This is a genomic window from Paenibacillus tundrae (genome assembly GCF_030812775.1).
Classification (GTDB): Bacteria; Bacillota; Bacilli; order Paenibacillales; family Paenibacillaceae; genus Paenibacillus; species Paenibacillus tundrae_A.
The window spans coordinates 70,242-90,000 of sequence record NZ_JAUSTI010000002.1; the positions used below are offsets into that span (position 1 = coordinate 70,242).

The following is a 19,759-nucleotide window of genomic DNA, read 5'->3' on the forward strand; positions in this document are numbered from 1 at the left end:
AGGATTAACTTTTTCTTTTTTTGTCTCTAGTCTGTAAGATTCTTGGCCTTCCTCTCATGAATTGAAATGGTGCACGTATGAAAAAATCCCTCCATTCCTTAATGGATGGCGAAGCAGCCATGTCGACATAAGGAACTCCAAAGCTTTTTAACTTGAACATATGAATAACCAAAAACAGAAAAGCCATAATTACGCCATATAATCCAAACATGGCAGCCGTAAACATGATGGGAAACCTTAATAAACGCATGGCAATTCCTGCACTGTACATTGGCGTAGCAAAAGAAGAAATTGCAGTCGCCGCGACGACAATAACCAAAATTGGACTTACAATACCGGCATCCACAGCAGCTTGTCCAATGATGAGACCACCCACGATTCCCATCGCAGGACCAATGGGTTTAGGCAACCGTAATCCTGCCTCACGCAAGATCTCAATGGAGACTTCCATAATGAGCGCCTCAATTAACGTTGAAAAAGGGACTCCTTGCCTTGTTCCAATGATTGAAATCACCAGATTGGTAGGAATGAGACCTGGATGGAAGGAAATAAACGAAATGTATAGCGCGGGAGCAAATAATGAAATCAAAGTAGCGATAAAACGCAAAAAGCGAATGAAAGAACTCGGAATCCAGCGTTCATAATAATCTTCCGGTGATTGGAGCATCATTGCATAAGTTACAGGCATCAAGAGAGCGTATGGTGATCCATCTAACAGGATGGCTACCCTTCCTTCCAAGAGAGCTCCCATGACACGGTCAGGCCGTTCTGTATTTTGAATCTGAGGAAATGGGCTAAGGAAATTATCTTCAATTAATTGCTCTACATAGCCTGATTCCAGTACTTCATCTACATCAATTGCGTGTACACGACGTTTTACTTCTTCGACCAGTTGACAATTAGCGATATCTCGAAAATAGACAATCATCAGTTGCTTTTCGACTCTGCTTCCTACCTTACAAGAGACCATCGCAAGTTCGTTACTTTCCCCATGTCTCCGCAACATGGACGTATTATCACTTAGCACTTCTGTGAAACCAATTCTAGGGCCACGTAAAACAGATTCGGAGATTGGTTCTTCAAGTGACCTCGATTTTCCTTTTGATGTTCCAAGAACCAATACTCCCTGGATTCCATCTATCATAAGAATGACTGAACCAAATAAAACTTTTCGTAGGCTTGGAATAACCTCCTGTACAAATTCTGTCTCAGAAACCAACAACAGTTGTTGATCTAATACATGTACCAACTGCTCCGGAGTTAGTTTTTGTTCAAGTGGTTTGTTTGCCCACTCCAGTAGGGGTTTCATCACGTTTTGATCGAGCGACGCCTTATCGGTTAACCCATCTACGAAGTACAATACGGCATCACAATCCAGATTACTTAAATATAATGTTCGTTCATTAATATCATCCATATCCATAGCAACTTGCTTGAAGCGACTCATGTTGGTCTCACAAAGATCTGTATATTTTAATGCTTCGTCGTGAGAAAGAGCTAAGGAAACGCTTGAATCGCTCTCTTCTTTGTCTACAAAACTATCCTCCATCTTCTGTTTACGTTTACTTAGCCGCGCGTCTGCCAGCTTAATCTGGTGAAAGAAACCTGTGATCAACAAAGGGATCACTGTTAAACATCCTATGCTAATCCATACATCCCACTCAGGTACATGATCCATTATTTTCTTCCACATGACCTGGTTGCTCCTCCTCTGACCACTGTATTTCCCAATTAGAGTGACCAGAATTCTACATTTCATGCATAAGAGGCATGGAATGCCCATTGATCGCTGATACAAAAAAGAACCACCATGCATAAGATTAGCGTCTACTTAATAGGTGATTAATATAAACCAACCTGAAAGATGAGAGGTAAAACATCCTTAAAAGAAATGGTTTAGAGTTTTGATCGAATAAACTTGAGTACTAGATTTCGATTTCGAACTTGCATGTATAAACCACCCTCTAGCCTATTAGAGTCAAGAACTTGTACCGATAAAATAAAAAAAGCCGCTAAATAGCGACTTCATCAGTGTTATACTTTTACATAAAAGAATATCTGAACAATCCATAGTAAAGAGGGGCAAGTGTGATAACCAATGTGACGAGCATTAGCCATCTTCTCTTTCCTATCGAAAATTCTTCTAGTAGATCTTCACCTTGGTGATCCTTAAGCAGCATTGCAAATAGTATATCCCACAACAACGCAGATATTGTGATTACTTTCCAAGCTAGAGGATTCAACCATTGAATGTGTTTAACATACCCTAACAATCCAAACCAAGTGATGACAGATACAACAAAATCGATTTTACCGAGTGTTGTTCCGTATTTCCCCTTTAACAAATAACCGAGGGATGCTGTTCCCAGTAATCCGAGATAAATCGTCCATAACCAGTTAATCACATATGTACCTCATTTTTGTCTATTTTGAACCGTTGCTTGCGTGCACCATGTTGCATTATAGTGAAGATTTCTCAATACGCATAGTGGAAATTACCGCCAAAACAAACCGATAAAGAAGTCTGAGAAGTTATACACGTTTGATGAATTTATATGGCGCACATCAACATATCCATCTTCAGTCTTTCTTACTTTTGCCGTCATTAAGTACGTTCATGGTATAACCCTCCTGAACCATCTCAGTGTTATTTGCATTTGCAATCCAACATGAAGCATACAGCTTGAGACAGACCTAAGGTCAAGTGAGTTTCCAAAAGTGATTTATGTAGGTCAAAGATGAGTTGTACAAATAAGAAAAGTCGCCATATTAGCGACTTGTTTTGGATCGATGATTTACTTTAGTGAAGCACGATGTTCTAGAACTGCTTATTCAAATCAAAGCGGTTTATCTGATCGTTATCAGTCATCACATAAATAATACCTGCGCCTTCATATACAAACGTGGGATCTAACTCACTAAGTTCAGAAGTATTAACGGTATGAAGTAATTTCACTTTGGTGCGTGCAGACGGGCTTGTCTGATAGATGGATATTTTTGAGTCCTCAACCAGCATGACGGTTCCATCCGGCGCAGTTTGATACATTTTGGCTGAGGCAGGTACAGTCTGCATGACACCTTTGTGATCTATAATAAAAAAGTTGCCATTAGATTGTATCCCTGTGAATCCATTCGAAAACACGTTTTTTTTCACTGTCATCGATGTTTCCATATCGTCATAGTAGCTCACATTGTTGATTTTTTTGGTCCATACTTCCTTCCCCTTCGTGGTTTTGGCGGTGAAACTTATGACATTGTTCCCGTGATTCTTCTGGAAATGAAGTAAACCATCGGATCCTAACCCTGAAAACATACCTTCTTTGAAGTCGAACTGGTATTGAAATTGCTGCTTCATTTTAAAATCAAAATATGTCATACGGCTGGATGTCTTGCTTGTTCTGTTGGTGGTTTCAAGTAAACCATTGACAAAACCATAAAGAATGGATGCATTCCAACTGTTTTTACCCAAAAATTTGCCTTGCGGACTATACCGATAACTAGTCACTCGTTCAGAAGCCGTTTCCAGATAAACAAACAAATTGCCATCAGGCATGATGGATATCCCAGATAAGGAACGGACTTTCTCTTCAAAGTACTTAGTCCACAATACCTTCCCATTCGGATGGTATGCGGTTAGACGTGGTTTTACAACTCCTGAACTATTTCTAATCGAAGTGAGGATATAAACATTACCGTTTTGTGCGACTTGTGCGTATGTACCGAAAAAACTAAAAATCAGGTTGCTTCCTGCGGTATAATCGGTCTTGGATAATTGTCTTCCTGTCTTCTTGTCAAGAATGTACATCTGATTGTCCATACTCATAAAGTGGAATGTTTGATCTGCGATCCGGACGTTACTGTCTGACACATACTCGTGACCATCCGGTATGGAAAAAGTCCAATCTGGTTTTGGTAGTTTTTGAAAGTTGTTTGCAGAAACTGTTCCCGCAAGAATGCTGCTAAGCAGTAGGAACGCTACCAAAGATATCAATCGTTTTACATGAAGCAAATCATATCACCTGTTTCTCATTTTTTAATTACAGATCCATTATCGTCATTTGTGTATGTAAAATGAATAGCATTCTTCTTTTGGAAGACGGCTGGCTTTGGCTATTTGATTAGCTATAATCACTCATTCATTCAGGAAATAATCAATCTCAAATTTGACAATTCTCTGCCTTGCTCACCGTCAAATATGCCCAATCTTCTCCATTTCTGATTGGACTATTTCTATCCGTTTGAAATTTGAAACCCGCATCGTCAAAATGCTTTTTCTGCGCTTCACTTAGATGGGCAACATATCGCTGTCTCGCCTGTTCAAATTTACTCATTACTGATGATTAGCTTCATCCCATCATGACTAGCAACAAATCCAAGACGTTCATAGAATCTGTGCGCATCTTTACGCTTTTTGTCTGTCGTCAATTGGATCATTTCACATCCCTTAGCTTTAGCCTGATCGATGGCATAGTTAAATAACGACTCGCCCACACCTTTACCTCTATAATCATGGCTAACACGAACACCTTCAATCTGACCTCGTGTTGTACCCAATCTTGCTATCCCTGGGATAATCGTGAGCTGCAGACAACCAATCACTTCCTCCTTGTCTATAGCAACAATTATTGAATTACCAATCTGTTCTTCAATTCTCGCAAAAGCATCGATGTATTCTAGGGGTAATGGTTCTTCATAGCGCTCCCGAGTAGCACCGAATTCGTCGTCAGTTAACAACCGAACGATGGCAGGAAGATGTTCTACAGTCGCAGTTATAAATTTCATAAATACCTCCAATATGATCGAAAATTTTCTCAGTAATTCTTCATTAAAATAAGGATCATCCGTTTGTTCATATACCAATTAATGGCATTTTTTTGTATACTTCTCATTATATTGTTTCATCAAGTGAAACTAAGTTTCTGTTATGTACTCATTCTAACTTACATGTTATAAAATGAAAAGAATTGCACATCCCATTAGTTCATCTCCATAATAAAATAGGTGTGCTTCATTTCTCCTATTTTCTTTTAAAGAGCAGCACTAGGATTGTGGAAACTTTCTTTTTGATCATAATAATACCTCCAATATGCATTATGTAATAATCGGATCAATTATAACTACGTACATTAATGCTCCTTAGCAAATGTAGAGCTTATATAATCATACAAAAATAAATTATGTGCTTCCTCCAGCAAACGTTGAGCCAGAGACTACAAGTCTTTTGGAGTTATTTGAAAACGAAAAAGGCCTGAATAAAGTAGAGGACAGCACATCAAAAATGTACCATTCCAATACTTTATCCAAGCCTCGCCTGCGTTATCATTAACACACTCGGTAAGTAAATTTATGAAACGTGTTTTTCCGGAATAAAGCGATTTCATTTACCTCACAAGACAATTCTTCACTGGTTACTCATTACATGCAGATAAAAGTTTAAGTCGTTTTCCAGATGTTTTTTCATTAGTTCTTCTGCCCGCTCACCGCTTCTAGACTTAATTGCCTCGTAAATTTCTTCATGCTCATCGATAAGATGAGGACGATTATAGATCACAACTGTTTTTCTAAACAGATAAATGATGGCTTGCATCCGATCTATAATATCAATCATCAACGGATTATTACTCGCTTTTACAATATCGTTATGGAAACTCTCGTTGGCAGACATAATCTCATCTTTTGTCCCCGTTCTCCCGATCTCCACATACTTATACAGCTCTTCAATCTCGTTGTCTTTCAAAAAATTAGCCGCGCATTTGGCTGAGTACCCTTCGAGTAATATCCGAACATTAAACAAATTACGTAAATCCTTTTCGGTAGGTTTAACCACTTTTTTTTGAACAATTAATCCTTCGTTTTCCAGCTTACGTATCGAATCTCTTATGGGTGTTCTACTCACTCCAAGCTCTGTAGCGAGCTTTTCTTCAACGATCTTCGTACCGCTAGGAAGCTCCCCGTTTAAAATCTTGTCTCGAAGAATTTCATAACATTGATGATACGCCGGTCGTGAACTATTATTTTCATGCACTAACTTCACCTCAGTCTCATTTCTCATATCAATATAGTACCAAATTATGTTCATAAAATCATTCCAATAAACGATATTCAACAAAAAAAGTATACGAATACTATTAAATTGTATACAAAAACATAATTAAATGTATACAATTTTAAATTTTTAGTATACAATGAAAACGCAATCAACGATGTAAGCGATTGCCGTTGAAGCATTGCATTCTTTTCGTCAAGTCGCTTCTTCGTTCTTCACATTTCGTCTATTAAACATATTCATTCATGGGCATAGAAGCCTTCGCTCACAAAAGTATTAGGAGGAAATATCATGGCTAAAAAAGTTGGTTTTATTGGACTCGGAATCATGGGCAAACCGATGGCTCTTAATCTCAGAAAAGCAGGACACGAATTAACCGTTAATGATCTCAATCAGGAAGCGGTTCAAATATTGCTAGACTCCGGTGCAACTGCAGCTTCCTCACCAAGAGAAGTCGCTGAGAATTGTGAAATTATCATTACCATGCTTCCTGCATCTCAACATGTGCAAGCTGTTGTTTTGGGTGAGCAAGGTATTTTATCTGGGGCAAAAGAAGGCTCCATTATTATTGATATGAGCTCCATCACTCCTGCCGTTTCCATCGCTCTTGCAGAAGAAGCAGCAAAAAAAGGCGTTGGATTTTTGGATGCACCCGTTAGCGGCGGAGAACCAAAAGCCGTTGATGGTACTTTAGCAATTATGGTGGGCGGTAAAGAAAGCGTATTCGAAGCAGCTAAGTCCGTTTTGTTTGATATGGGGACGGCGGTCACCTTGGTTGGAGATAGTGGATGCGGAGTTACTGCGAAGCTCGCTAACCAGATCATTGTGAATTTAAATATTGCTGCGATGTCCGAAGCGCTTGTCCTGGCTGCTAAAGCAGGGATTGATATTGAGAAAATGTATCAGGCGATTCGAGGCGGGTTAGCAGGCAGTGCTGTTCTTGATGCCAAAGTTCCACTGATTCTGGAAAGAAACTTTGCTCCAGGAGGTACGATCGCGATCAACATGAAAGATATTACCAACGTAATGAACACAGCTCATGAGATCGGCGTACCTCTTCCGCTATCCAGCCACTTGTTAGAAATGTTCCATGCCCTGAAGGTTGACGGGAAATTAATGGACGACCACGGCGGGATCGTACAGTATTATGAAAAATTAGCAAATGTCGAAGTAAGGGGTCTTGGCCATGAAAACAAATAACCGGTCTGTAGAAGAGGTTTTCAGTAGATTTCCTTCTCCTGATACGAACCTTATTCATAAAATGATTAATCAAGAGCTTCAACACTTTAATCGTAAAATTATCGTTTTGGATGATGATCCAACTGGTGTTCAAACTGTACATGGCATCTCGGTCTATACGGACTGGTCCGTAGATAGTATCGACAGAGGATTTCAGGAAGACAATTCGATGTTCTTTATCCTCACCAACTCACGTGGGTTTACAGCTGCTGAGACGACAAAAGCACACCAAGAAATTGCTGCTAATATCGTAGAAGCTGCCCAAAGAAACAATTGCGAATTCACGATTATAAGCCGTGGTGATTCTACACTTCGAGGTCACTATCCACTTGAAACTGAAGTGTTAAAAGACACCGTTGAAGCTAAGTCAAATATACGGTTTGACGGTGAAATACTTCTCCCCTTCTTCAAAGAAGGCGGACGCTTCACCATCGATAATGTTCACTATGTTCAATATAATACGGAATTGGTTCCTGCAGGAGAAACCGAATTCGCCAAGGATCGCACCTTTGGTTACACCAAATCACATTTAGGTGAGTGGGCAGAGGAAAAATCGAATGGGCAGTATAAAGCCGATCAGATGACTTACATCTCGCTGGAAAGCCTTCGTGCCATGGACATCGATCTCATTGAACAGCAACTGTTAAACGTTGAGAACTTTAATAAAGTTATCGTAAATGCAGTTGACTATTCAGATGTTCAAGTCTTCACCATTGCTTTAATTCGAGCCTTCAATAAAGGTAAACATTTTATGTTTAGAAGTGCTGCTGCACTTACGAAGGTCATGGGAGGCGTTAGTAACAAAAGCCTGCTCACGCGTGAAGAAATGATGAGTGACAATACAAACCATGGCGGATTAGTCATTATCGGATCACATGTCAAAAAAACGACGGAACAGTTTGAAGAACTGAAAAAGTCCAGTGTAGTAGAATTTGTTGAATTTAACGTTCACCTTGTTCTGGAACCCGATCAATTCGATAATGAGCTTAACAGAGTTGTTGAAACAACCAACAAACTGATCCTCGAAGGTAAAAATGTGGCTGTCTATACCAAAAGAGAGCGATTAGACCTTGGAGAGGATAGAAAAGAAGATGAATTGAAACTATCCGTCAAAATTTCGGATGCAGTTACGAGTATTGTTAAACGATTAGAAGTACGACCAGCCTATATCATTGCTAAAGGTGGCATTACCTCAAGCGATATTGGAACGAACGGACTGGAAGTCAAACGAGCTACTGTTGCCGGACAGATTCGACCTGGTATTCCCGTGTGGACAACCGGGGATGAAAGTAAATTCCCGGGAATCTCCTATGTCATCTTCCCTGGAAATGTGGGTACTATAACCGATCTAAGGGAAGTTGTTGAAATGTTGAGTACGAAGTAATTCGAAAACGGTTAGTATGACCAGACTGTGAGGAGTACACGATTAATGAATAATAAAAACGATTAGTGTGCTCCCTATAATCTGCTCTCCTTTATCAAGCAAATACAGAAATGAGGAAATTAGATGCCAATTATCTCAGTCACATTAGGGGTCATTATATTACTTATATTAATGATGGCTTTTAAGTTAAACGCTTTCATATCTTTGATTATTGTTTCCTTAGCTGTTGGCTTACTGGAAGGAATGACCCCGATTCAAGCTGTCGAGTCCATCGAAGCTGGCTTAGGCGGAACACTTGGTCATTTAACGATGATTATCATATTCGGAGGAATTCTCGGTAAATTAATGACCGATTCTGGTGGTGCTCAGCGCATTGCCACAACCATGATCAGTGCCTTTGGTCAAAAACGTACTCAGCTGGCAGCCGTTATTACAGCAGCTATTGTTGGAATCGCTTTATTCTTTGAAACGGGAGTGGTCGTGTTAATTCCGTTGGTATTTACCATCGCTAGAGCTGCACGAGTACCTGTTCTATATCTCGGAATGCCCGTTATTGCAGCACTTATAACCATGCACGGATTCGTACCTCCGCATCCAGGCCCTACAGCCGTTGCTAATGTTTTTGGAGCCAATATCGGATTAACGATGATCTTAGGTATACTTGTCGCGATCCCTGCTTTCATCCTTGCCGGCCCTGTATATACCAGGTTATTTAAAAAAGAAGCCTTGGAAATCGATATTCCCAAAGGTCTATTCAATCCAAAAGAATTTAAGGAAGAAGAGCTACCTAAATTCGGAATTAGTCTTTTCACAGCACTTCTACCTGTCATTTTGATTGCGCTTCAAACTTTTGTCGAGATCTTTGCACCTGAATCAGCATTTTCATCTGTAACTAATTTCATTGGTAATGCCAATGTCGCTTTATTGATTTCTGTCTTGGTTGCCATTTTCACTTTTGGACTGAACCTAGGCAAAAAAATGCCAGAGGTTATGAAATCTCTAAGTGATTCTGTAAGTGGTATCGGAATGATTCTCTTGATTATCGCTGGCGGCGGTGCGTTCAAGCAAGTGTTGATCGACAGTCATATTGACCAATATATCTCTGATCTTATGGCAGGCTCCACGCTATCTCCTCTTATCCTAACTTGGTTGATCGCAGCCATCTTGAGAATTGCCGTTGGTTCTGCAACTGTGGCTGGTATGACAGCAGCGGGTATTGCCGCACCTCTGGTTGCTGCCACAGGAGTAAGTCCAGAACTCATGGTTCTAGCAGCTGGTGCAGGAAGCGTAACGTTCTCTCACGTCAATGATGCAGGCTTCTGGATTTACAAAGAATACTTTAATCTTACTATAGGTAAGACGATAAAAACCTGGTCAGTCATGGTAACGATTATTTCATTGGTAGGACTTGCTGGTGTCCTGATTCTAGATATGTTTATGTAAAAAATGATTAAATTGGTGCTAAAGAGCACAAGCAGGATGAACCTCTGCTTGTGCTCTTTGGCGTTAACTGTTATTGGTCTAGAGCCATAACAGTTAACAATCGATTATGACGATGTTAAATAAGAGTTTCACGGAATTAATCCAGACCTACGTATGGTGATTGGGACTTGAACTTTATAACCTCCCCTCCCCAAGACGGTTTAACGATGATCAAAATCCATAAATGCAGATTGTAAAACTTTGGAAGTCACACTGTGTTCTCGATTTTTATGAGTGATCAGGCCGTGAGTAAAGGTCATTTTCGGCGCAAAAGAGAGAATTTGCAATTCACCTGTTTCTAGCTCCTTACGGATTGCTATTTCAGGAATTAGAGCATACCCTTTACCACAGCCCACATATTGTTTGACCATCTCCAGACTAGGCAGCTCTAACGCATCTTTAACCGTAATACCAGCTTGCTTCAAAACATCTATAGCCGATGTGTGGTACAAACAGGATGTACCGTTGCTGATGAAAAGTTGATCATTCAGGATATGCGCTCCCAACTTTTTCACGTTCTGAGCGATAGTCTGCGACGCAGCGAACACAATTGTTTCTTCCAAGATTGGATGAAAAAGAAGTTCATGTCGATTCGTATTCTCAGGCACAATACCAAAATCCAGCTCATAATCGAGGACGCCTTTTAGAATCTCCTGATGTGCTCCATGTTCTATACACAAATTTACATTAGGCATCTGTCTTGCGTATTCCTGAGTTCGGATACGTATCGTCCCAGAGAGCTCAGTTAGTTCACCGATCTGTTCATCAAGGGACTGAATCAAATGCACATAACGATTCTATGGCATTCCATAATTGTAAACGCATTCAATTTATTCAAACATATTTGAGCAATATTTTATATTAAGTTCAGCAGTTTTCACTTAACTTTTAGATGAAAATTGTATATCGAAATATAGTTCTCCCGTTATCTTAATGCTTTCGCCACTCCGTATTTCATCATAATTATCACTTCTTGGTTACTATATAACCAAAAAGTACGTACTATTTTTAAAGTAAACCATGGTACATAATGAGCCTAGTGATCATGAACAAAAGCAATTCGTTTCTCAATAAACGTTCAAAGGGGTTATTACGATGGGGAAAATTCTTATTACTGGAGCAACAGGTAATCTCGGTAGCAGGACACTAGAGCTTCTTCTTACAAAAGTTCCATCCGATCAGGTCGCCGTATTGGTACGTAATACTGAGTCCGAACAAATCAAAAGGTATGTTAAACAAGGTGTAGAAGCTCATCAGGGCGATTATTGGGATTATAGCTCCCTTCTGCAAGCGTTTAATGGTGTTGAAAAAGTGATGCTTATTTCCGCGCAAGCATTTACCGACCGCAATACACAACATTTTAATGTCATCGCAGCTGCCAAACAGGCTGGTGTGAAACAAGTGATCTTCACGTCGATCATACGAAAAGAAAATTCAAATCTTATCATTCCTGAAGTCACTTTGTCAGATATATTTGCAGAACAAGCGCTTAAAGCATCCGGATTATCCTATACAATTCTACGGAATCCACCGTATCTTGAAGTCATGCATTCGTATTATGGAGATCCACTTAAAGTCGGCGTAAGATTACCAAAGGGTTTGGGTAAAGTAGCCGCTGCATCTCTGGATGATTTGGCTGCGGCCAACGTAGCTGTTCTCATACAGGACGGACATGATAATAAGTCTTATACGCTAAGTGGCAGCGAAGGAAGCTCATTTGCAGATATTGCTAAAGCACTCTCTGAAATTCATGGGATACACATCCCTTATGAAGCAATTAGCGAAACAGAATATACAGACACGATGGTAGCGGATGGACTCCCTGTTCCTATGACCGATTTCTTATTAGGTTGGGTGCGAGCAATCAACACTGGGGAATTCTCGGAGACATCTGGGGATCTTGAACGTCTAATTGGCCGAAAACCAATGACATATATAGATTTCTTGAAGAACAAATTTCCGTTTTCTAAAGTTGAAAACTGAAAGCTAGCATGTTTCCCAACATACGCCACCCAATGAACTGCTGAAGTATTGGCCAGTCGAGAATGACTATATTCTCACTGGCTCTTTTTATGTAGTGGAGAGTGCCTGCCGTTAAGTCAGCATACATAGCCGATCATCTTGATCGGCTGTTACTCTTGTCGTTATTAAAATACAGTTCACGTTACCTCATCAAGTTAAACATTCCTTTGAAGCTTCACATTAAATTCTGTCATTGACGAAGTGACATACTCCGTATAACTCACAGATCCGTTAAAACACCCAACCATCGTCATGGGCTTTTACTAAAAGGATATTTCCATCTCCATCTTCTATTTCTAGGGTCGCTTTTTTCAAACTTTTTGAACACACACAGCGTTTAGATTATATCTTTCTATGAAGGCGAAGATGATATGAAACGTATAGTTAAGATAGGACTCGCAGGAGTATTGCTCACTTCTGTGTTCAGCGCAGGAGCATATGCAGCATCTGTAATTCCTAAGATCTTTATTCATGGGAACCAGATTAATAGCAGCAGTACAGCGCCGAAACTCATAGATGGTTCAGTCTATGTTCCACTTCGTACTATTTCGGAAGGACTTGGAGTGGATATTGAATGGGATAATATAAATAAAACAGTATATGTGCATTCAGATCCACAATTTAAAGCGGAAACTGGCAGCGTCACCTATGTAAATCAACGTAATTTAGCTTTTCAATGGATCATGGCATATGATGATCGGCGGAAAGACGATGTGATTGCTTTAACTGCGCCTGGATTCAAAACAGATCTCTATAATGAGAGCTTTCCTTCAGGAACTTATAATATGGCAAGCATTGTTGAGATGCATCCTGTAGATCGTAATGATACTAGTATCACCGTCCGTATTGTACAACGAGTTACTGCAGAGGATAATTACAATGTTAAAACGGAAAAATGGAAATTCACCTTTGAGGGGACGGATAAAATTAAATCAGTTATGATCGTACCTAAATCAACACAATATTTTGATCGGTATACGTTGTTCCCTGGAACGAGTTTTGGGGAATAATCAAGAAACCCTATACTCCTGGGCTTTCACGATTACGAGATAGAGATTTCCGTGCATCCCTGCAATGAATATAGCCCTATCCACCCTCCTTATTAATCAATCATAACTTTATCAGCTAGAGCTTGTGGGGGTGATGACTGGGCTATAAGATTTTTAATCCATACTTCAACTTTTTTATTTTGAAATGACTTCTCAAACTTAGTCTTAGCTACGCCAGCGACAATTATTTCACTATCCTGATCCTGACTAATCCAAATTAGGTTTGTTGCAGAGTCATCTGCGTTATTTTGTTCGATTAATATTTGATGGTCTTGCTCTCTGACTTCTATAATTGTACCAATGATGTCAGCGTCAGATTGAGTTTGTTCGTTTGGAGAACTACAGCCGACTGTTAATATTAGTACCAAAATGAATGTAAGTCCACTCACTAATTTAGCCATATTCATCACCCTCCTCCTCTTTCAATATTAAGTCCAGCATTAGAGTGCGGATTTCTCAACTCTTCTTAAACTCTTCTTAGTACCATTCAACATTTTAGTTGTTAGCACGGGAAGTACTCTAATCTTTATTACTTTCATTAGTCTTTTTTGTTTTGTCGGTACCGAATAATGGCAAATGGTAAATTAATTAATCCAGCAATAATAGGAGCCACAATAGATATCCATTGAGGTAGGGTGGGATAGATAGGTTTTCCATCTCCAACAGGTCCTACTTTGGGTTGGTTACTGTCCCACAAACCATATAAGAGACCAAGAACAGGTCCCACAATACAAACTACACTTACAACAATATGTAACATATACTTGTTCAACTTTAGCCCCTCCATTCAATTTGGTCATGTCTGAGCACTGTTTAAATTATACATTATTTAGAAGTCGGAAATTACACTACTCTGGACTATGTCCACTTGCAATGTAACAAAAAAGCCACTAATTTAGCGACAGAACAGGTAATTACTCCCTGACAATCTTGTATATAAAATGGTTAAATGCAAATTCCTTGGATACCCTGTTCGACTTGAGGCACACCCCTAAATATACTCAAACCTCTTGTCTTCTCACCTGTTCAAGGTCGATGACAAGATTTGTTAGAAGCGTTCCTTATCTACTTCTCGAGAAGTTTCCACGTTTCTATTTTGAGCTGCTAGTTGCTCTGTGAATCGCTGGTTTGGAACCAAAAACATTGCTTAAATTCAATATCTCTATGTCTTATCTGTTTGTCTAAAAATAAAATGGTCATCAGGATTCCAAACGTGCAGATGATCAGCGCGGTACCCACGTAGCCACAATACGCCATTAATTTTTCTAAGATAGAATCCTTTTGGAAAGTCCTCGTCATCAGTTAGAATCTCCGATGCAATCGTGATGGAGCCGACTGGAGCTCTATTTTGTTGCACAGGTTTACCCGAATAACCTTCAGGCTGATCCAGATACACTAGTCTTAGGTAAGGTCCTAATTCTAACGGACACAATTCCAAATCTAGTTCAATCGCTTTCTCAAAGATTCGACTCGTAGTAGCTCCATCTGGAAAACCAAGTTCTCCAACGGCTAGTTCTACGATCTCCAGACTATACTTCGTTTCGGATGGTCTAAATTTATCATCGGCTAATAGCTCCTTTCCCAATTCATTCATTAAGATAGTATTTTGCTGTAACTTTTGGATAAGTTGCGATCTCGTAAGTCCGCCAACCTCTACTGTTCGCATTATCCTTTCACCATTGAAGAATTTTTCATTTTCAATACGCATTCTTAATCACTCCTAACAAATTGGGTTAGGCTCAAAACAATATAATAGACTGAATTTACATATTCCAGAATTCTAAGTACATTTCCTCTTTAATTGAGCTCCGTTTTTGAACAAAATCCGCTCGATACCTTAAACTCATTTTTCCCCCGGATAAAGAACAAGCATCATTTTCATTTGTAGCTTCGTCATATAAACTAAAATTTGTTGAGATGACAACTGGAATTTGATATACAAAAAGGAGAGCCTCAGCCCTCCTCTTCATTTACATCTCGATATTTAGTGTGTTTTTGCTAGCATTTAATTGCAGAGTGGCGCCTAATCCTTTAATCGATTGTACTGGAATATACGTAACCCCGTTAATCACTTTTGGAGCTGTGCTTAATGTAGAAGCCTTACCGTTATAAAATACGGTTTTACTCCCCATGGTCCTGACCATATTTCATAATCGCATATTCATCAACGTCTCCATTAGTGTGGTATCCACCGAACTCACAGCGTCTAATAAATAATATTTACTTTATCGGCGTTACTATTACATTTCAGAGGAACTCCCCTATATTTCGTTATTTATATCAAAAAAAAGCGCCAAATGGCGCTCAAATTGGATCAAGAATTATTCAATTGAAAATCTCTTCGCACAACTTCGCCCTAATAATAGCAAACCTCTATTCAACAGATACGCCAAGCGCCTTGTTCTTTTCTTTGAATCTCTCGTTATGAGACGATACATAAGCCATTTTCGGCGCCTCCGGATCCAAATACAATTTGGCACTGTTAAGCGCTAAGGCCGCATCCGTGAACGCTCCAGCAATCAGGTTGAGCTTACTTTCGTAATTGGCGAAATCCCCTGCTCCGAAGATGCCTGGTAAGTTCGTCTCCAGCTTAGGACTAACAAATATGTTCCAGTCATCCATATCCAGTCCCCAATCCTTGATCCCTGTAAAATCGGATTTTAGACCGTGGTTAACAATAACCTCGTCTACTTCTAGCTCACGTGATTCCCCTGATTCAAGATGACCAATTGTCACTCGTTCTATCGACTTTCCATTACCGCTATATAACTGCGTTACTTCATATGGCGTAAGCACCTCGGCAGAGGACTCCTTCATTCGGGCGATGTTTTTCTCATGTCCTCCGAAACGGTCACGCCGATGTACAACTGTAACCTGAGCAGCGATGGGAACTAGCTCATTCGCCCAATCGACAGCCGAATTCCCCCCGCCTGAAATAAGCACTCGTTTTCCTCTAAAAGGCTCCAGCTCCTGCACCGTATAGTGCAGATTGGATACCTCATAGCGCTCTGCTCCTTCCAGCTCTAGCTTCGCCATTCGCAAAATGCCGCGGCCAATTGCCAAAATGACCGTGCGTGTCCAGTGCCTCTCTCCCGTTGCCGCCTCCAGAATGTACGTTGAATCCGCTTGTTTCTCCAAGCCGATAATGTGCTGGCCAAATACAATGGTCGGGTCGAACGTCCTTGCCTGCTCAGACAATTGGGCAATTAACTTCTCACAGAGGATCGGTGTAACCCCTCCAACATCCCATATCATTTTCTCGGGATATATCAGCATCCGTCCACCCAGCTCGTCTTTGGCTTCGATTAACTTCGTCTTTAAATCGCGCATTCCACTATAAAAAGCAGTATACATTCCTGCAGGACCACCGCCAATAATTGTCACATCGTATAATTCAAGCTGTTCTGTCAATCCGTATCCTCCTCCGGCCGGTTCATCTACTCCAAGCTACTGATAATCATTATCAACTTCATTGTAGCTTCGACGACTCTCGAATAACAATGGACAGAATCGACAGCGGCTTTGTACAAAATGGAGAATGCAAACTTTCAAGACACAGCCACAACTATATACCAAACTATATCAAGCTAACGATCGTAGGATATCATCAATTTTTTTGCTATTCGAAATAATTCCGTTATTCATCCAGGTTAGAAAATCCACTTCGTAAACATGGTTATGCCGTACAGCTGGTAGATCAAGCCACTCTGGCCGCTGCAGAAGTTCCCTCTCCTTACCTTCTGCCTGGCTGTGCCACTTATCAAATGTTATAAACAGATGATCCGCATTTAGCTTATGTAAGTCATCTACGGAGAGATTGAACATACCTGGTCTATTTGCCTTAGAAAATATACCTACTGCCGCATGGGAGTGTAAACCAACATCGCCATAAAGGACAGTTGAAACAAAGCCTTGGCTCTCATCAGTATATTGAATGATGTGATCTGCGGAAATACGCAGAAAGGCAACCGTTTCACCTTTCATCATCTGACTCAGTGTATGACTCGCACTTCTTGCTTTGAAATCATACTTGGCGATTGCATCATCGGCTAACTCCGTCCGACCAAAATAATCGGCAACGGTTCGTAGGAGTGTACGCCAGTTATTGGTCTGCTCACGTAGAATACACGTGTTGGATATGCGTCGACACTGCGAATATTGCTGTTGCTCATAACGATCCATGAGTAATATTAGATCCGGTTTATAACTGGAAAGTGTGTGAAAGTTACCGCCATTCTCGTCAAACGTTGGAATATGATTTAAGCCTAGATAGTCTTGTTTGCCCCACTTTGCATGACTATACTGGGCGATCGGCTGCATATCCAGAGCAACGATGAAATCCTCCAAATACGGTGCGACTACTCTAAGCTGTCCCTTCCGGCTACGGCGATATTGTCCTGGCGACATACCTACTGTCTGTTTGAAACGACGATTGAAATAATATTCATTATTAAAGCCTGCATTCAGCGCAATATCCAGCAGCTTATCATCCGCACTTATGAGCCACTTCTTGGCTTGATTAATACGTACTTCATTCAAGTACTGGAGAGGTACTTGACCCGTAGCCTCTTTGAACAATCGGGTATATTTCCAGCGATCAATACCTGCGAGGGATGCAAGCTCCTCTACAGTTAGAAGCTCGCGGTAGTACTGATGAATATGCTGTATGCTAAGCTCCACGCCTTGCTGATCCATATCCGTTCCTTTATCTTCGGATGTAGGTGCATTCTGCTGGAATAAGAAGAGCAGTAGCTCTTGAAATCTCACAAACCGTTGGAATAATTCAAGTTCATCACTTGCCCCGCGAAGAGCATATAATTCATCAAGCAGCTCGATCACTTTCGCAAAAGGTGAGCAGACAAGCTCATCCTTATCCGGTATCAAGCTCGAAGCTGTCATACAATCGCCTGTTGTAAAGCACACTCGGTAATGACTGCAGCTCATAAGTTCTTGATCAAGAAAGAGTAGACTCCCAGAACTCCTTAAATAGCATTTTCCCTGTCCCGTTCCGCTCATAATAAAAATCAGTTCATAGCATTCTTGATTATTTCGTTCTCTGTCGTGCAATTCAATCACTTCCGCTTGCTCACCTGCAACGATGAAGTGAATCGATTGCAGCACATATTGGACTCGAGGAGTCATCCAGGCTTGTTTGCGCTGTTCAATATCCATCGTTCTATTAACCGCCTTTTAATTGATATTCATTCTCAATAAATATAGTGTAAAATAAAATGAGCCGCCTATCAACCTTCGTTGACAAGCGGCTCTTTCCTCATGATGGCGATGAGTCCGCCAATGAACTTGATTAGTCTTATTTACTGCCAGGAGCCAGTAAGCGAAGTAAGTCATCCATTTTTAATCCATTTGCTGTAATAGCTCCGGCCTGCCAATACGATCTCTCTACTGGATACACATGGCCATTCTTGAACGCGGGAACATTCTTCCATAACGGATCTGTCTTCATTTCCTCAAGCGCTTTGGTATTACTCTCTTCATCCCATGTTCCGTTGGACGGGAGGATAATAATATGGTCTGCGTCAAGCTCTGGAACGACCTCCTTTGACAAGACAATATTCCCCTCCGTCATCGCTTCAGCGAATCCCGGCGCCTTCAGCCCTAAATCCTCATACAAGAGTTGTCCAACAAACGTGTTATGAATACCGAAAATATTTATCGATTTGTCTACCACGTTCATCCGTAAAACAACCAGCTTTTCATCCCCGATCGCTGCGTTCAGCTTCGCCTTCACATCGACAATACGTGCATCGTAATCGGCAAGAACTTGCTCCGCCTTGTCACTTAGACCAAGCAATTCCGCGATTAAGGTCAATGTTTTCCGTGAATCTGGAAGTATGTCGTCCGGTATGCGGAACGTCGGCGCAACCTTGGAATAGAGTTCGTATTGTGCTGCATCAACCTCTCCAGCGGCGATGATTATGTCAGGCTCAGATACAAGCAAAGCTTCGATGTTGCCGGTCACGTCGAACAACGGTACATCCAGCTTCAAATACTCCTGCTTGCCCCACATCGGGTTGTAATATTGAACAATAGGCGTTACCCCAAGCGCAACCAAGTAATCTTCACGATAGAGAGCTGAGATTCGCTTCGGATTGGTCGGAATCTCGACTTCCCCAAATCCATCGTTTACGACGCGCGTTTCCGCCTGAGACGTTGCTTCATTTGATACTGTTGTTGTCTGTGCCGGTTGATCAGTACCCACCGGAGCCACCGTTTGATCGCCTGCCTGGCCACAAGCCGTTACCGTAATCATTGCTGCCGTTATAAGCGACATCCACCCTGCTTTCATCAATCTCCATTTACCCATGATCTATCCACTCCTAGATGTTTTAAGTTTTGTAGCAAAATAATTCGCTTATGTATAATGATAATCATTATCATTTTGCCTGAGTAGATTTTACTCCATATTAAAGGCCTTGCTCAATATACATTCTCTACGATTGGCTTTATACAAACTCGTCACCACCCTACTAACAAAGATACATTTAATACATTTAGGATCCTGATTCTTATTCAATT

Annotated in this window: 18 protein-coding genes and 1 pseudogene; 5 read left to right on the plus strand and 14 right to left on the minus strand. The window is 40.7% G+C overall.

Annotated features, from left to right (window positions below; translation table 11 throughout):
* Positions 1-4: 4 nt before the first annotated feature.
* From J2T19_RS03580 to J2T19_RS03605, 6 genes are all read right to left on the minus strand, one after another.
* Positions 5-1,693 (minus strand): spore germination protein, encoded by a 1,689-nt coding sequence (locus J2T19_RS03580; RefSeq protein ID WP_307213263.1) that lies wholly within the window; start codon positions 1,691-1,693, stop codon positions 5-7.
* Between the two features lie 349 nt (positions 1,694-2,042).
* Positions 2,043-2,405 carry a hypothetical protein gene (locus tag J2T19_RS03585; RefSeq protein WP_307213265.1) on the minus strand — a complete coding sequence of 121 codons (363 nt, stop codon included), beginning with the start codon at positions 2,403-2,405 and terminating at the stop codon, positions 2,043-2,045.
* A 413-nt stretch (positions 2,406-2,818) separates the two neighbouring features.
* Positions 2,819-3,991 (minus strand): hypothetical protein, encoded by a 1,173-nt coding sequence (locus tag J2T19_RS03590; RefSeq protein WP_307213267.1) that lies wholly within the window; start codon positions 3,989-3,991, stop codon positions 2,819-2,821.
* 166 nt (positions 3,992-4,157) lie between these two features.
* Complete coding sequence (locus J2T19_RS03595) at positions 4,158-4,331, minus strand: hypothetical protein (protein WP_307213269.1); 174 nt, start codon at positions 4,329-4,331, stop codon at positions 4,158-4,160.
* On the minus strand, positions 4,324-4,782 hold the full coding sequence (locus J2T19_RS03600) for a GNAT family N-acetyltransferase (protein ID WP_307213270.1): 459 nt from the start codon (positions 4,780-4,782) through the stop codon (positions 4,324-4,326). Before J2T19_RS03600 ends, J2T19_RS03595 begins: the two co-directional genes overlap by 8 nt.
* Before the next feature lie 619 nt (positions 4,783-5,401).
* On the minus strand, positions 5,402-6,052 hold the full coding sequence (locus J2T19_RS03605) for a GntR family transcriptional regulator (RefSeq protein WP_307213272.1): 651 nt from the start codon (positions 6,050-6,052) through the stop codon (positions 5,402-5,404).
* A gap of 279 nt (positions 6,053-6,331) precedes the next feature.
* Here J2T19_RS03605 and garR point away from each other — a divergent pair.
* From garR to J2T19_RS03620, 3 genes and pseudogenes are all read left to right on the plus strand, one after another.
* Positions 6,332-7,246, plus strand: a pseudogene (garR, locus tag J2T19_RS03610) (2-hydroxy-3-oxopropionate reductase); the annotation flags it as partial.
* Entirely contained in the window at positions 7,233-8,669 is a 1,437-nt protein-coding gene (locus J2T19_RS03615) for a four-carbon acid sugar kinase family protein (protein ID WP_307213274.1), read from the plus strand. The pseudogene garR and the gene J2T19_RS03615, both read left to right, overlap by 14 nt.
* A gap of 123 nt (positions 8,670-8,792) precedes the next feature.
* Positions 8,793-10,112, plus strand: a complete 1,320-nt coding sequence (locus J2T19_RS03620; protein WP_239292001.1) for a gluconate:H+ symporter — start codon at positions 8,793-8,795, stop codon at positions 10,110-10,112.
* Between the two features lie 200 nt (positions 10,113-10,312).
* Here J2T19_RS03620 and J2T19_RS03625 read toward each other — a convergent pair whose 3' ends face one another.
* Positions 10,313-10,933 carry a substrate-binding domain-containing protein gene (locus tag J2T19_RS03625; protein WP_307213277.1) on the minus strand — a complete coding sequence of 207 codons (621 nt, stop codon included), beginning with the start codon at positions 10,931-10,933 and terminating at the stop codon, positions 10,313-10,315.
* A 313-nt stretch (positions 10,934-11,246) separates the two neighbouring features.
* On the opposite strand from J2T19_RS03625, the gene J2T19_RS03630 reads away from it, so the two are divergent.
* Together J2T19_RS03630 and J2T19_RS03635 are read left to right on the plus strand one after the other, a co-directional pair.
* On the plus strand, positions 11,247-12,134 hold the full coding sequence (locus tag J2T19_RS03630) for an SDR family oxidoreductase (RefSeq protein ID WP_307213279.1): 888 nt from the start codon (positions 11,247-11,249) through the stop codon (positions 12,132-12,134).
* 410 nt (positions 12,135-12,544) lie between these two features.
* Positions 12,545-13,183: a stalk domain-containing protein gene (locus tag J2T19_RS03635; protein ID WP_307213281.1), complete on the plus strand. Its 639-nt coding sequence runs from the start codon at positions 12,545-12,547 to the stop codon at positions 13,181-13,183.
* A gap of 92 nt (positions 13,184-13,275) precedes the next feature.
* Here J2T19_RS03635 and J2T19_RS03640 read toward each other — a convergent pair whose 3' ends face one another.
* From J2T19_RS03640 to J2T19_RS03670, 7 genes are all read right to left on the minus strand, one after another.
* A complete protein-coding gene (locus tag J2T19_RS03640) occupies positions 13,276-13,623 on the minus strand; it encodes a DUF3221 domain-containing protein (RefSeq protein ID WP_307213283.1) in 348 nt (115 codons plus the stop codon).
* A 137-nt stretch (positions 13,624-13,760) separates the two neighbouring features.
* Complete coding sequence (locus J2T19_RS03645; protein ID WP_307213285.1) at positions 13,761-13,994, minus strand: hypothetical protein; 234 nt, start codon at positions 13,992-13,994, stop codon at positions 13,761-13,763.
* A gap of 390 nt (positions 13,995-14,384) precedes the next feature.
* Entirely contained in the window at positions 14,385-14,930 is a 546-nt protein-coding gene (locus J2T19_RS03650) for a helicase (protein ID WP_307213287.1), read from the minus strand.
* A gap of 262 nt (positions 14,931-15,192) precedes the next feature.
* Entirely contained in the window at positions 15,193-15,354 is a 162-nt protein-coding gene (locus J2T19_RS03655) for a stalk domain-containing protein (RefSeq protein ID WP_307213289.1), read from the minus strand.
* Positions 15,355-15,595: 241 nt separating this feature from the next.
* Positions 15,596-16,633 carry an NAD(P)/FAD-dependent oxidoreductase gene (locus J2T19_RS03660; RefSeq protein WP_307213291.1) on the minus strand — a complete coding sequence of 346 codons (1,038 nt, stop codon included), beginning with the start codon at positions 16,631-16,633 and terminating at the stop codon, positions 15,596-15,598.
* 171 nt (positions 16,634-16,804) lie between these two features.
* A complete protein-coding gene (locus tag J2T19_RS03665; protein WP_307213293.1) occupies positions 16,805-18,394 on the minus strand; it encodes a helix-turn-helix domain-containing protein in 1,590 nt (529 codons plus the stop codon).
* A 139-nt stretch (positions 18,395-18,533) separates the two neighbouring features.
* On the minus strand, positions 18,534-19,547 hold the full coding sequence (locus tag J2T19_RS03670; protein ID WP_307213295.1) for an ABC transporter substrate-binding protein: 1,014 nt from the start codon (positions 19,545-19,547) through the stop codon (positions 18,534-18,536).
* Positions 19,548-19,759 lie beyond the last annotated feature (212 nt).